General features: G+C 33.9%; 9 protein-coding genes, 1 tRNA gene and 1 other RNA gene. All 11 read left to right on the top strand.

The features are described from left to right. Positions 1–152: 152 nt before the first annotated feature. The 11 genes from gltB (at position 153) to recR (ending at position 14324) form a co-directional block, all read left to right on the top strand. Positions 153–4649, top strand: coding sequence for a glutamate synthase large subunit (gene gltB, locus HMPREF3125_RS01975; RefSeq protein ID WP_070451593.1), 4497 nt, complete (start codon positions 153–155; stop codon positions 4647–4649). A gap of 15 nt (positions 4650–4664) precedes the next feature. Beyond that, positions 4665–6128 (top strand): glutamate synthase subunit beta, encoded by a 1464-nt coding sequence (locus HMPREF3125_RS01970; RefSeq protein WP_017638316.1) that lies wholly within the window; start codon positions 4665–4667, stop codon positions 6126–6128. Between the two features lie 53 nt (positions 6129–6181). Further along, positions 6182–6274 (top strand) — tRNA-Ser (locus HMPREF3125_RS01965). A gap of 311 nt (positions 6275–6585) precedes the next feature. Beyond that, on the top strand, positions 6586–8022 hold the full coding sequence (gene treP / locus HMPREF3125_RS01960; protein WP_070451591.1) for a PTS system trehalose-specific EIIBC component: 1437 nt from the start codon (positions 6586–6588) through the stop codon (positions 8020–8022). Between the two features lie 75 nt (positions 8023–8097). Continuing rightward, positions 8098–9735, top strand: a complete 1638-nt coding sequence (treC, locus tag HMPREF3125_RS01955) for an alpha,alpha-phosphotrehalase (protein WP_070451589.1) — start codon at positions 8098–8100, stop codon at positions 9733–9735. 24 nt (positions 9736–9759) lie between these two features. Continuing rightward, a complete protein-coding gene (treR, locus tag HMPREF3125_RS01950) occupies positions 9760–10494 on the top strand; it encodes a trehalose operon repressor (protein ID WP_070451587.1) in 735 nt (244 codons plus the stop codon). Positions 10495–10584: 90 nt separating this feature from the next. Beyond that, positions 10585–10854: signal recognition particle sRNA large type (gene ffs / locus HMPREF3125_RS01945), an RNA gene on the top strand. A gap of 159 nt (positions 10855–11013) precedes the next feature. Beyond that, a complete protein-coding gene (locus HMPREF3125_RS01940) occupies positions 11014–11544 on the top strand; it encodes a GNAT family N-acetyltransferase (protein ID WP_070451585.1) in 531 nt (176 codons plus the stop codon). A 70-nt stretch (positions 11545–11614) separates the two neighbouring features. Further along, positions 11615–13315 (top strand): DNA polymerase III subunit gamma/tau, encoded by a 1701-nt coding sequence (dnaX, locus tag HMPREF3125_RS01935; protein WP_017638321.1) that lies wholly within the window; start codon positions 11615–11617, stop codon positions 13313–13315. Positions 13316–13405: 90 nt separating this feature from the next. After that, on the top strand, positions 13406–13723 hold the full coding sequence (locus HMPREF3125_RS01930) for a YbaB/EbfC family nucleoid-associated protein (protein ID WP_017638322.1): 318 nt from the start codon (positions 13406–13408) through the stop codon (positions 13721–13723). Positions 13724–13727: 4 nt separating this feature from the next. After that, on the top strand, positions 13728–14324 hold the full coding sequence (gene recR / locus HMPREF3125_RS01925) for a recombination mediator RecR (protein ID WP_017638323.1): 597 nt from the start codon (positions 13728–13730) through the stop codon (positions 14322–14324). The last annotated feature ends 327 nt before the right edge of the window (positions 14325–14651 follow it).

Here is a 14651-nt window from a genome sequence, read left to right as displayed (position 1 = left end):
ATTTAACACTTATTATAACAGTTTATACACAAATCATTCTCTTTTTTAGATAAATATTATCTAATTTATATATTGAACAGATGAAAAAATTACATTATATTATTTATTATCATGTATCAATTGTCAGAAAATTCTAAAAGGGAGTGTGCATCATGTATAATGAGAGGCTAAAAAAGGGATTATACGACTATCGTGAGGAACATGATGCTTGTGGTATTGGTTTTTACGCTAATATGAATAATATTAGAACTCACGATGTTATTGGAAAATCATTGGAAATGTTGTGTAGATTAGATCATCGAGGCGGTGTTGGCGCTGATGGAATGACTGGTGATGGTGCGGGGATCATGACAGAAATTCCTTTTGAATTCTTTGAACATTTCTCTGATTTAGAGCTTCCAGATGAAGGCGAGTATGCTGTTGGTATGTTTTTCTCTAAAGAGAGAGTGATAGGAAGCAATCATGAAGCTGTATTGAATCAATATTTCGAAAATGAAGGACTAAAAATTATTGGATACCGGGATGTGCCGGTCAATAAAGAAGCAGTAGCACAACATGTTGCGGATACAATGCCTTATATTCAACAAGTATTTGTAGATATTAGACACGTTAATCATATTGAAAAACAACTTTACTTAGCTAGAAAGCAAATTGAATTTTACGCTGAAAAAGAAGACTTGGAACTATATTTTACAAGTTTGTCCCATAAGACGATTGTTTATAAAGGTTGGCTGCGTTCGGACCAAATTAAATCTTTATATCTGGATTTAACGCATGAATCTTATCAATCTAAACTTGGACTTGTTCATTCAAGATTTAGCACGAATACATTTCCAAGTTGGAAGCGAGCACATCCAAATAGGCTCCTCATGCATAATGGAGAAATTAATACCATAAAAGGTAACGTGAATTGGATGCGTGCACGTCAAAATAAATTAGTTCGTACATTATTTGGTGAAGACCAACATAAAATACACCGTATTGTCGATGAAGATGGTAGTGATTCTTCAATTGTAGATAATGCATTGGAATTTTTATCTTTAGCAATGGAACCGGAAAAAGCAGCGATGTTATTAATTCCAGAACCGTGGCTTTACAATAAATCAAATGACAAAGAAGTACGTGCATTTTATGAATTTTATAGTTATTTAATGGAACCATGGGATGGGCCGACTATGATTTCATTTTGTAATGGGGATAAAATTGGCGCTTTAACAGACCGAAATGGTTTACGTCCAGGTAGATACACGATTACAAAAGATAATTACATTGTATTCTCATCTGAAGTGGGAGTTATAGATGTACCTGAATCTGAAGTAGCATTTAAAGGACAATTGAACCCTGGTAAGTTATTATTAGTTGATTTTAAACAGAATAAAGTAGTTGAAAATAATGATTTGAAATCAGAAATTGCAAGCGAACATCCTTATTCGAAATGGATACATACAGACAAGTATGACGCTAATATTGAGAATACTGAATATCGTTCAAGTCATTTAGATTCAAAAACATTGTTAAAATTGCAAAATCAATTCGCTTATACGAAAGAAGAAATCAATAAATATATCGTTGATTTAGTAACTCAAAAGAAAGATCCGATAGGGGCGATGGGCTATGATTCACCTATCGCAGTCTTGAACGATAGACCTGAAACCCTATTTAATTATTTTAAACAGTTATTTGCACAAGTGACTAATCCACCTATTGATGCATATAGAGAGAAAATCGTTACAAGTGAGCTATCTTATCTAGGTGGAGAAGGTAACCTATTAAGACCAGATCAAACTGTACTACATCGCGTTCAACTTAAAAGGCCTGTAATGACAGAAGCACAGTTAGAAGTTATCGATGTAAAGAAATTTAAAACAACATATGTATCGACAATTTATCAAGATAATTTAGAACATAGTCTTGATTTGTTGGCAGAAACGGTTATACAACATGTTAAAGATGGTGCAGGAATTATTGTATTAGATGATAGTTTATTAGAGTCTAATGAAGGATTTGCAATGCCAATGTTATTAGCAGTAAGTCATGTTCATCAATGTTTAATACGTGAAGGACTAAGAATGGAAACAAGCATAGTTGCAAAATCAGGAGAAACACGCGAAGTACATCATGTAGCATGTTTATTAGGTTATGGAGCTAATGCAGTTGTACCTTATTTAGCACAACAAACAGTAGAACAATTAACCATTAATAATCAATTATCAGGAACGGTTGCAGCTAATGTTAAAACTTATACCGATGTTTTATCAGGAGGTGTAATCAAAGTAATGGCCAAAATGGGTATTTCAACAGTTCAAAGTTATCAAGGGGCACAAATTTTTGAAGCTATTGGTATATCACAAGATGTTATTGATAAATATTTTACAGGTACACAATCTAAAATTTCTGGTATTAGTATTCAACAAATTGATGATGAAAATAAAGCTAGACAGAGTCATCATTCAGATTATTTAGCACCTGGTAGTACATTCCAATGGAGACAACAAGGTCAACATCATGCCTTCAATCCACAGACTATTTTTCTATTACAACATGCTTGTCGTGATAACGATTATAAGTTATTCAAACAGTATTCAGATGCGGTCAACTATCAAAGACAAGATTTTATACGTCATTTATTGGAATTTAAGTCTTGTAAACCAATTGATATATCTAAAGTGGAACCAGCCTCTGAAATTGTAAAACGATTTAATACTGGTGCCATGAGTTATGGTTCTATTTCAGCAGAAGCACATGAAACATTAGCACAAGCGATGAACCATCTAGGTGGTAAGAGTAATAGTGGAGAGGGTGGCGAAGATCCATTACGTTATCAACCTCAAAAAGACGGTAGTAGTAAAATAAGTGCTATCAAACAAGTAGCGTCAGGTAGATTTGGAGTAACAAGTGATTATTTACAACATGCGAAAGAAATTCAAATCAAAGTAGCACAGGGTGCTAAACCAGGGGAAGGCGGTCAATTACCAGGATCTAAAGTATATCCATGGATAGCCGAAACAAGAGGATCTACACCAGGTATAGGATTAATTTCACCGCCACCACACCATGATATTTATTCTATTGAAGACTTAGCACAATTGATTCATGATTTGAAAAATGCGAATAAAGAAGCGGATATCGCTGTTAAGCTTGTTTCGAAAACAGGTGTAGGAACAATTGCCTCAGGTGTAGCTAAAGCTTTTGCTGACAAAATTGTAATCAGTGGTTATGACGGAGGTACAGGGGCGTCCCCTAAAACGAGTATTCAACATGCAGGGGTGCCATGGGAAATCGGATTAGCCGAAACCCATCAAACATTAAAATTAAACGATTTACGTAGTAGGGTGAAATTAGAAACAGATGGTAAATTACTTACTGGTAAAGATGTAGCGTATGCATGTGCGCTTGGAGCGGAAGAATTTGGATTTGCAACAGCACCGTTAGTTGTACTTGGATGTATTATGATGCGTGTTTGTCATAATGATACATGTCCGGTGGGAGTTGCTACTCAAAACAAAGATTTACGTGCGTTATTCAAAGGTAAAGTACAGCACGTAGTTAATTTTATGTACTTTATTGCAGAAGAATTAAGAGAAATACTTGCATCTTTAGGATTGAGAACAGTTGAAGAATTAATAGGACGTACAGATTTATTACAACGTGCCTCACATATAACACCTGGTACTAAGGCTGCATCTATTGATATTGAGCGTTTGCTAAGCATAGTAGAAGGACCAGATACTAAACAAATTGCTCAAGATCATCATTTAGATGAAGGTTTTGATTTAAATTATTTATATCCTGATGCTATACAAAGTATAGAAGCAGGACGTGCATTTTCAGGAAGTTATACAGTTAAGAACGTACAACGTGATGTTGGCGTAATTACTGGTAGTGCGATTGCTAAACAATATGGGGAAAAAGGATTGCCTGAAGATACAATATATGTACATACGGAAGGTCATGCTGGACAGAGTCTAGCAGCATTTGCACCTAAAGGGTTAACCATACATCATAATGGTGATGCGAATGACTATGTTGGAAAAGGGTTGTCTGGGGGAACGGTGATAGTTCAAGCGCCAAATCAATCACGTGAAAACGAAATTATCGCAGGAAATGTTTGTTTCTATGGTGCGTCGAAAGGTAAAGCTTTCATTAATGGTAAAGCTGGCGAACGTTTTTGTATCAGAAATAGTGGTGTCGATGTAGTAGTTGAAGGTATTGGTGACCATGGACTTGAATATATGACAGGGGGACATGTATTAATTCTTGGTGACGTTGGAAAGAATTTTGGTCAAGGTATGAGTGGTGGTGTTAGTTACATCTTCCCAAGTGATGTTAATGAATTTAAAGAAAAGCATGCACTTTCTACTTTGGAATTTAGTGATGTGACATATGAAGAAGAAAAGCAATTTATTAAATCAATGCTAGAAGCTCATGTGAAATATACACATAGTTCAAAAGCACAAACACTACTACAACGCTTCGATCAAATTTCAGAATCAGTCGTAAAAGTGATACCTAAAGATTATAAATTAATGATGCAAAAAATTGATATTCAATTACGTCATCATAATCAAAAAGACGAAGCAATGTTAGCAGCATTTTATGATGAAAGAACCAGTATAGATACAAAATTAAAACCGGCAGTAGTTTATTAAGAAAGAGGGATTATCATGGGCGAGTTTAAAGGGTTTATGAAATATGAAAAACAAGCATTATCAGAGTTGTCTTTGATTGATCGTCTTTCAAACCACAAAGCATTTCAAAATCGATTTTCAAAAGATGATGCTTCAATTCAAGGTGCAAGATGTATGGATTGTGGTACACCATTTTGTCAAAGTGGATTATCCTATGGGAATGAAACCATAGGATGTCCAATTGGTAATTACATACCTGAATGGAATGATCTTGTTTATCGTGGTGACTATAAAACTGCCTACGAAAGACTTAGCGAAACTAATAATTTTCCGGAATTTACAGGGCGTGTATGTCCAGCACCATGTGAACATGCATGTGTGATGAAAATTAATAGAGAGTCAGTAGCGATTAAAGGTATTGAACGAACTATTATTGATGAAGCTTATGACAATGGCTGGGTTAAACCGAAATATCCTGAAGCGGATAGAAATGAAACAATTGCAATTGTTGGAAGTGGTCCGGCCGGTTTGACAGCAGCAGATGAACTTAATCATCGAGGATATAAAGTGACAGTATACGAACGTGCTAAAGAACCGGGTGGATTATTGATGTATGGTATTCCTAATATGAAGTTAGATAAAGATGTTGTAAGACGTCGTGTCAAATTAATGGAAGAAGCTGGCATTACATTCAAAACAGGTATAGAAATAGGTGTAGATATCAATCGTGAAGAACTAGAAAAGATGTATGATGCAATAATTCTATGCACTGGTTCTCAAAATGCTAGAGACTTACCTTTAGAAGGACGTATGGGTTACGGTATACATTTTGCAATGGATTATTTAACTGAACAAACTCAATTTTTAAATGGTGAAATTGACGAGGTAACAATAACAGCTAAAGATAAAAATGTCATCATTATCGGAGCAGGTGATACAGGTGCAGACTGTGTTGCTACTGCATTACGTGAAAATTGCAAATCTGTCGTACAGTTTAATAAGTATACGAAATTACCTGAAGAAATCACTTTTGAAACCAATACGTCATGGCCATTAGCCTTACCAGTATTTAAAATGGATTATGCTCATAAGGAATATGAAGCACGTTTTGGTCAAGAACCACGTGCTTATGGTGTACAAACGATGAGGTATGATGTGGATCATATTGGTAATGTTAGAGGACTCTATACACAAGTAATTAGTGAAACTGAAGATGGAACTGTAATGGGAGAAGGGTCAGAAAAATTTTGGCCTGCTGATTTAGTATTACTTTCCATTGGTTTTGTAGGTACTGAAACGACAATTCCACAATCATTTGGTATTAAAACTGAAAGAAATAAAATTATTGCTAATGATAGAGATTTTAGAACGAATCATTCGAAAATTTTTGCTGCTGGTGATGCTCGAAGAGGTCAAAGTCTTGTTGTTTGGGCTATTAAAGAAGGTAGAGCAGTGGCTGATGCAGTTGAAAGTTATTTAAATCAAAAAATTCTAGTGTAAAAAAAGAATTGACTTTTAATGAACGCTATTATAATATATTTATTGTGTTCAATGGAGGAATACCCAAGTTCGGCTGAAGGGATCGGTCTTGAAAACCGACAGGGCCTTAACGGGCCGCGGGGGTTCGAATCCCTCTTCCTCCGCCATTAGAATTTTAAATCCAAGACTAATAGATATAAAAGGCAAGTATTCATTTATCAATGAGTATTTGCCTTTTTTATTTGTTTTTGGAGTCAAAAACCCTCATCTTTAATGCATTAGTAATGTCCGTCCACATTTGATAGATACAGGTTTTAATCTGCGCAGTCCATAATTAGTTCTTAACTGTTAAATCAATATTAATAATGGCGTATTTGTGAATTTAACATTGAACGATTAACTCTACTTTTCTGAAAGCCTTTACATAACTTGTCTAGACAAGTTATAATCAGCATAAGAAAACAAAGGAGTGACGGCTATGGCTGTAAATAATAAAGATGTAAAAGCCATTGTAGATGCAATTGGGGGCAAAGAAAATCTAGACACTGCAACACACTGCGTGACAAGGTTACGATTAGTGTTAAAAGACGATAACAAGGTAGATAAAGATGCATTAAGTGATAATCCTTTAGTAAAAGGACAATTCAAAGCAGATCATCAATACCAAATTGTTATTGGTCCGGGGACAGTTGATGAAGTCTATAAACAATTTGTAGCAGAAACCGGAGCAGAAGAAGCATCTAAAGATGACGCTAAACAAGCTGCAGCGAAAAAGGGGAATCCTATACAAAGATTGATTAAATTGTTAGGGGATATATTTATACCAATCTTGCCAGCGATTGTAACTGCAGGTTTATTAATGGGGATTAATAACATTTTAACCATGGAAGGTCTTTTTGGTCCTAAAAAGTTAATAGAAATGTACCCGCAAATTGCGGATATTTCAGATATGATTAACGTTATAGCTAACACAGCCTTCATTTTCTTACCAGCGTTAATTGGTTGGAGTAGTATGCGAGTGTTTGGAGGAAGTCCGATTTTAGGTTTAGTATTGGGACTTATTTTGATGAATCCACAACTTGTCTCTCAATACGATATCGGTAAAGGACATATACCAACTTGGAATTTATTTGGATTAGAAATTAAACAATTGAATTATCAAGGACAAGTTTTACCAGTATTATTAGCTACATATGTTTTGGCAAAAATTGAAAAAGTACTTAATAAAGTTGTACATGATTCCATTAAAATGCTAGTTGTCGGTCCAGTTGCACTGTTAATAACAGGCTTCTTGGCATTTATTGTTATCGGACCAATTGCCTTAATATTAGGTACAGGAATTACAAATGGAGTAACATATGTTTTCGAACATGCAGGTTGGTTAGGTGGTGCCTTATATGGTTTATTATACGCGCCACTTGTTATCACAGGACTGCACCACATGTTCTTAGCTGTTGACTTCCAATTAATGGGTAGTAGTTTAGGCGGCACATATTTATGGCCAATTTTAGCCATTTCTAATATTTGCCAAGGGTCAGCAGCATTTGGTGCATGGATTGTCTACAAACGTAAGAAGATGGTTAAAGAAGAAGGCCTTGCATTTACTTCAGGTATTTCAGGTGTATTAGGAGTTACTGAACCAGCATTATTTGGTGTGAATTTACCATTGAAATATCCATTTATCTCTGCAATTCTAACATCAAGTGTACTCGGAGGGTTCATTGGTGCTAATAAAGTATTAGGTAAAGTGGGTGTTGGTGGTTGGCCAGCATTTATTTCAATAAAAAATGAATTTTGGTGGATTTATATCCCGGCTATATTAGTGGCTACGATTATACCAGCAATTTTAACGATAGTATTTTCAAGATTTAGTAATCAAAAAGCCAAAAAAATGGTCGATACATCTAACTCATAAAATTAAAGCGTTCATGTTTAGCAAACCTCTGAACGCTTTTTATTATTAAACAATGTACAAAAAGGTGGTTTTACAATGAAAGAACAAGACTGGAGAAAGTCAGTAGTTTATCAAATATATCCTAAGTCATTTAATGATACAACGGGAAATGGTGAAGGTGACCTCAAAGGTATTATAGAAAAACTCGACTACTTACAATTTTTAGGAATTGATTATATTTGGTTAACACCTATTTATGAATCACCAATGAATGATAACGGATATGATATAAGTAATTATCTGAAGGTTAATGAGAATTTTGGTACATTAGACGACTTTAAACTCTTGGTAAAAGAGGCACATCAAAGAAATATTAAAATAATGATGGATATCGTAATCAATCATACATCAACTGAACATCAATGGTTTAAAGAAGCGATTAAATCTAAGGATAGTCCATATCGTGATTATTACTTCTTTAGATCATCAGAAGATGGGCCACCAACCAATTGGGAATCTAAATTTGGTGGGAATGCTTGGAAATATGATGAACAAACAGATGAATATTACTTACATTTATTCGATGTTACGCAAGCTGATTTAAATTGGGATAATCCTGAAGTACGACAAGCACTATATAAAATTGTAAATTATTGGATAGACTTTGGTGTGGATGGATTCCGTTTTGATGTGATTAATCTTATTTCTAAAGGTGAATTTAAAGATTCTAAAAAAATTGGTAAAGAATTTTATACAGATGGCCCAAGAGTACATGAATTTTTACATGAGTTAAATCAAAATACATTTGGAAATAAAGACATGATGACTGTAGGTGAAATGTCATCTACAACAATTGATCATTGTGTTAAATACTCTAATCCTAATCGACAAGAATTAAGTAGTGTATTCAATTTCCATCATTTGAAAGTTGACTATCCTGATGGAGAAAAATGGGCTAAAGGGAAAATGGATTTTCATCAGCTTAAAGAAATATTAATGAATTGGCAATTGGGTATTTACGAAGGTGGAGGTTGGAACGCAATATTTTGGTGTAATCACGATCAACCACGTGTTGTTTCGCGTTTTGGAGATGATAGTTCAGAAGAGTTACGTCAAGCAAGTGCAAAAACTTTAGCCATTGCACTACATATGTTGCAAGGTACACCTTATATCTATCAAGGAGAAGAGATAGGTATGACAAATCCTCATTTTAAATCAATAGAGGAATATAGAGATATAGAATCTTTGAATGCTTTTCATTATTTGAAGAGCCAAGGTTATTCAGAACAACACATTCTAGAAATATTAGACCAAAAATCACGCGATAATTCTCGAACACCAATGCAATGGGATGATTCAGAAAATGCAGGTTTTACTTCAGGAGAGTCATGGATTGCTACTGCCGATAATTATCAAAAGATTAATGTTGAACAAGCAATGAAAGATTCCGAATCCGTTCTGCATACTTATAAAGCATTAATAAATTTAAGACATCAAAATGATATTTTAACTTATGGTAATATAGAACCGATGTATATGGATCACAATCAATTATTTGTATATCGTCGACATTATCGTCATCAAACTTGGTTAATTATAGCTAATTTCTCAAAAGATGAAGTCACTTTACCTGATGGCTTAGATATATCAGGAGATACTATTATTCAAAACGGAACTATAAATCAGCATAAAATATCAGGATTTGGCGCGATTGTTATAGAAATAGTAAAGTAAATACGATTAAAAGAGGAATACACCATGGTACAAAAGAAATTCATCACAATTTATGAACAATTGAAAAATCAAATCTTAACAGAAGTGTATCGATATAGTGAACAACTACCTTCTGAAAATGAATTAGTTACAACATATGGAACTTCGAGAGAAACTGTTCGTAAAGCGCTGGATTTATTAGCTAATGATGGTATGATTCAAAAAATTAGAGGTAAAGGTTCTGTTGTAATATACCAAGGGATAACTGAATTTCCTTTTTCAGAATTAATTAGTTTTAAAGAGATACAACATCAATTGGGTTTAAAACATCATACTGAACTTGTGATTAATGAAGAAATAAATGCCGCTGATGCAGAAAAAGTACAATTTGAATTAGGTTTGGAAAAAGATGATAAATTAATTCATGTTATTCGTACACGTTCTATAGAAGGAAAAGTAAAAATTTTAGATGAAGATTTCTTCGTAAAATCTATTGTTGGAAACATTAGTGATGAAGTAGCAAGACAATCCATATATGATTATTTAGAAAATGATTTACAACTAGAGATTAGTTATTCGAGTAAATCAATTACTTTTGAACCATTTTCAAAGATAGATGATGAGGTATTTGGCGATATTAATCCGCCTTATACCGCTACTGTAAGAAGTACAGTCTACTTAAAAGATACAACTCAGTTTCAATACAATATATCTAAACACATTGCGACAGATTTTAAATTTAAAGAGTTTTCTCGGCGTCGTGAAAATCTTATCCAGTAGTTTCTTTAATATAATAGTTCTAATAGATATTTTTCAGAATAAGATTTTAAGCTTGCAAACAATAGAGGAATTATAGTATTATAAATCTTACCGTGCTAGGTGGGGAGGTAGCGGTTCCCTGTACTCGAAATCCGCTTTATGCGAGACTTAATTCCTTTGTTGAGGGCGTATTTTTGTGAAGTCTGCCCGAAGCACGTAGTGTTTGAAGATTTCGGTCCTATGCAATATGAACCCACGAATCATGTCAGGTCCTGACGGAAGCAGCATTAAGTGGATTATCATATGTGCCGTAGGGTAGCCGAGATTTAGCTAACGACTTCGGTAACGTTTGTGATATACGTTCGATACAAAGGTGCACGGTTTTTAATTTTAAAAAACTAATTATACAAAATATAGATTTGAGCGACTTATTTTCGATGAGTCGCTCTCTTTTTTATAAATAGATAAATATGACATAATTTGATAAAGTTAAAGCGATATATAAGTGCAATAGCTAATGACAAACATGGTGGTGAAACAATGCAAATATACTTGAGTACCTTAACCGAAGTGGATTATGAAGAATCGTTGAATAGTATTGAAGAAAACTATGATGATCAACCTGAAACGAGTTGGCAAGAAAAAGCACTCGTTAAAAAATTAAGAAAATCAGATGACTATAATTATGAATTAGAAGTCATTGCGAAAAATGAGCAAAATAAAGTTATTGGACATGCCTTACTAATAGAAGTAAGTGTTACATCGGAAGAAAAGAAATATACAGCTTTAACCATCGCGTCTTTATCAGTAAAAAAAGAATTAAGAAATCAAGGATTAGGTAAAGCTCTTGTGCAAGCTGTTGAAGAACGAGCTAAATCCCAAGATTATACAACGATTGTTGTTGACCGAGAACAAGACTATTTTAAAAAGTTAGGTTATCAACTGGCTAGTGAATTCGGCTTATATTCAGAATATGGAGATGAGTCACAACCTTTATTAGTGAAATTTCTATGGGATAACTTAATAGATCCACCAATTGGAAAAGTAAAATATCCAAGTATTATGCGTTAACACACTTTTATTGATGAACAAGTTTACGTGCGTGATATAATAGAATGTAATTGCTAATGGAGGTGCTAAGTTGAATTATCAAGCGTTATATCGTATGTATCGCCCTCAAAGTTTTGATGATGTTGTTGGTCAAGAACATGTAACTAAAACTTTGCGAAATGCGATTTCTAAAGGGAAGCAATCTCATGCTTACATATTTAGTGGCCCAAGAGGAACTGGGAAGACGAGTATTGCTAAAGTATTTGCGAAAGCTATCAATTGTACAAATAGTTCGGATGGAGAACCATGTAATGAGTGTGCGATTTGTAAAGGCATTACGCAAGGTACTAACTCTGATGTTATTGAAATTGATGCCGCAAGTAACAATGGTGTAGACGAAATTAGAAACATTAGAGATAAAGTTAAATATGCTCCAAGCGAATCAAAATATAAAATTTATATTATAGATGAAGTTCACATGCTGACTACTGGGGCTTTTAATGCATTGTTAAAAACATTAGAAGAACCACCTGCACACGCGATTTTTATTTTAGCGACAACTGAACCTCATAAAATTCCACCAACGATTATTTCAAGAGCACAAAGATTTGATTTTAAAGCAATCAGTTTAAATCAAATTGTTGATCGTTTGAAATATGTAGCTGATTCACAATCATTACCATACGATGATGAGGCCTTAGAGTTTATTGCCAAGGCATCTGAAGGTGGTATGCGAGATGCGTTAAGTATTATGGACCAAGCTATTGCGTTCGGAGATGAACACTTAACTTTACAAGATGCGTTAAATGTTACAGGCAGCGTTGACGAAGCGTCACTTAATGAATTATTTAAAGATATTGTTGAAGGTGATGTTAAAGAATCATTTAATAGATATCACCAATTTGTTACAGAAGGTAAAGAAGTTAATCGTTTGATTAATGATATGATTTATTTTGTTAGAGATACTATTATGAACAAAACGTCTAACCAAGACGTTGAATATGATGCACTTATTCATTTTGACTTAGATACCTTATATCGTATGATTGATATCATTAATGACACATTAGTTTCTATACGTTTTAGTGTAAATCAAAGTGTTCACTTTGAAGTACTGTTAGTAAAATTAGCGGAAATGATTAAAGCTAAACCAGAAACAGTACAAAATGTTGCGACTACACAAGTTGCCACAGAGCCTAATAATGATGTTTTATTACAACGTATGGAACAATTAGAACAAGAACTTAAAACCTTGAAATCTCAAGGAGTGGCTACATCAGGACAAACGCAACAACCTAAAAAACCTGTGCGTAGTCAACAACGCTCTAAAAACGCATTTTCAATGCAACAAATTGCAAAAGTTTTAGATAAAGCGAATAAGGATGACATTAAGTTACTTAAAAATCATTGGCAAGAAGTAATTGATCATGCTAAAAATAATGACAAAAAATCTTTAGTGAGCTTACTTCAAAATTCAGAACCTGTTGCTGCTAGTGAAGATCATGTACTAGTTAAGTTTGAAGAAGAAATTCATTGTGAAATTGTTAATAAAGACGATGAAAAACGTAATAATATAGAAAGTGTTGTTTGTAATATCGTCAATAAAACAGTCAAAGTGGTAGGCGTGCCTTCAGACCAATGGTTACGTGTTAGAGCTGAGTATCTCCAAAATCGTAAACAAGATCAACATCATGAAGCGGAAGAAAATGAAAAAGAACCAGAACAAGAGGATATAGCACAAAAAGCAAAAGATTTATTTGGCGAAGAAACAGTTCATATGATAGATGAATAGCCACACATGACAAGGCTAATATTCGTATGTATAATATAAACAAAGTAATAATTTAAAGAATATGAAGGATTATAAGGAGGAAATGGAATTATGCGCGGTGGCGGAAATATGCAACAAATGATGAAACAAATGCAAAAAATGCAAAAGAAAATGGAACAAGAACAAGAGAAATTAAAAGAAGAACGTGTAGAAGGTACAGCAGGTGGAGGCATGGTTACTGTAACAGTTACTGGCCACAAAGAAGTTGTTGACGTACAAATCAAAGAAGATGCTGTAGATCCAGATGATGTTGAAATGTTACAAGACCTAGTATTAGCTGCTACAAATGAAGCAATGAATAAAGCTGATAAATTAACACAAGAACGTCTAGGTAAACATACTCAAGGCTTAAACATCCCTGGAATGTGATAATATGCATTATCCAGAACCAATATCCAAACTTATAGATAGTTTTATGAAATTGCCAGGCATTGGTCCTAAGACAGCTCAACGTCTGGCTTTTCATACATTAGATATGAAAGAAGACGACGTTGTTCAATTTGCGAAAGCACTTGTAGATGTTAAACGTGAACTTACTTATTGTAGTGTTTGTGGACATATTACAGAGAAAGATCCTTGCTACATTTGTGAAGACAAACAACGAGATCGTTCAGTAATCTGTGTTGTTGAAGATGATAAAGACGTTATCGCAATGGAAAAGATGAGAGAATTTAAAGGATTATATCATGTGTTACATGGATCTATTTCTCCAATGGATGGTATAGGTCCAGAAGATATTAATATACCTGCATTAGTCGATCGACTAAAAAGTGATGAAGTTAAAGAATTAATTTTAGCGATGAATCCTAACTTAGAAGGTGAGTCAACGGCGATGTATATTTCAAGACTTGTAAAACCTATTGGGATAAAAGTAACGCGTTTAGCCCAAGGTTTATCAGTTGGTGGAGATTTAGAGTATGCTGATGAAGTGACCTTATCCAAAGCAATTGCCGGTAGAACTGAAATGTAGTTTAAACGCTGATATGTATAGTATCAGCGTTTTTTATATTTCTTAATAAAAATTTAAAAAAAGATAAAGTTTGTAAATTAAAGGTTTATCTTAGGGATAAATGAGTAATTCTATGGAATATATAATCAAAAAATGAACTTTATATAATGGATAGTCTATATCGTTCGGCATATGATTAAATAGGAGTTCTCGTTTGTTAAGAAAGTGTAAATTTTACTGTTGTTAAAAGCTTTGTGAGCCTGTATAGTATATATTTGTTGAGCGGAACAAAGCGAAACACAAACAAAATACTTCAAAAATTAATTATAAAAAGTTGTTGACTTTAAA

The sequence above is a fragment of the Staphylococcus sp. HMSC13A10 genome (genome assembly GCF_001808005.1).
Classification (GTDB): Bacteria; Bacillota; Bacilli; order Staphylococcales; family Staphylococcaceae; genus Staphylococcus; species Staphylococcus pasteuri.
This window is presented reverse-complemented; position numbering and strand designations above follow the sequence as displayed.

What these genes read in the sequence shown, in the direction of transcription:
- gltB (WP_070451593.1), top strand. Translation starts at nt 153, where the DNA reads ATGTATAATGAGAGGCTAAAAAAGGGATTATACGACTATCGTGAGGAA.
- HMPREF3125_RS01940 (WP_070451585.1), top strand. Translation starts at nt 11,014, where the DNA reads ATGCAAATATACTTGAGTACCTTAACCGAAGTGGATTATGAAGAATCG.
- treC (WP_070451589.1), top strand. Translation starts at nt 8,098, where the DNA reads ATGAAAGAACAAGACTGGAGAAAGTCAGTAGTTTATCAAATATATCCT.
- treP (WP_070451591.1), top strand. Translation starts at nt 6,586, where the DNA reads ATGGCTGTAAATAATAAAGATGTAAAAGCCATTGTAGATGCAATTGGG.
- HMPREF3125_RS01930 (WP_017638322.1), top strand. Translation starts at nt 13,406, where the DNA reads ATGCGCGGTGGCGGAAATATGCAACAAATGATGAAACAAATGCAAAAA.
- recR (WP_017638323.1), top strand. Translation starts at nt 13,728, where the DNA reads ATGCATTATCCAGAACCAATATCCAAACTTATAGATAGTTTTATGAAA.
- treR (WP_070451587.1), top strand. Translation starts at nt 9,760, where the DNA reads ATGGTACAAAAGAAATTCATCACAATTTATGAACAATTGAAAAATCAA.
- HMPREF3125_RS01970 (WP_017638316.1), top strand. Translation starts at nt 4,665, where the DNA reads ATGGGCGAGTTTAAAGGGTTTATGAAATATGAAAAACAAGCATTATCA.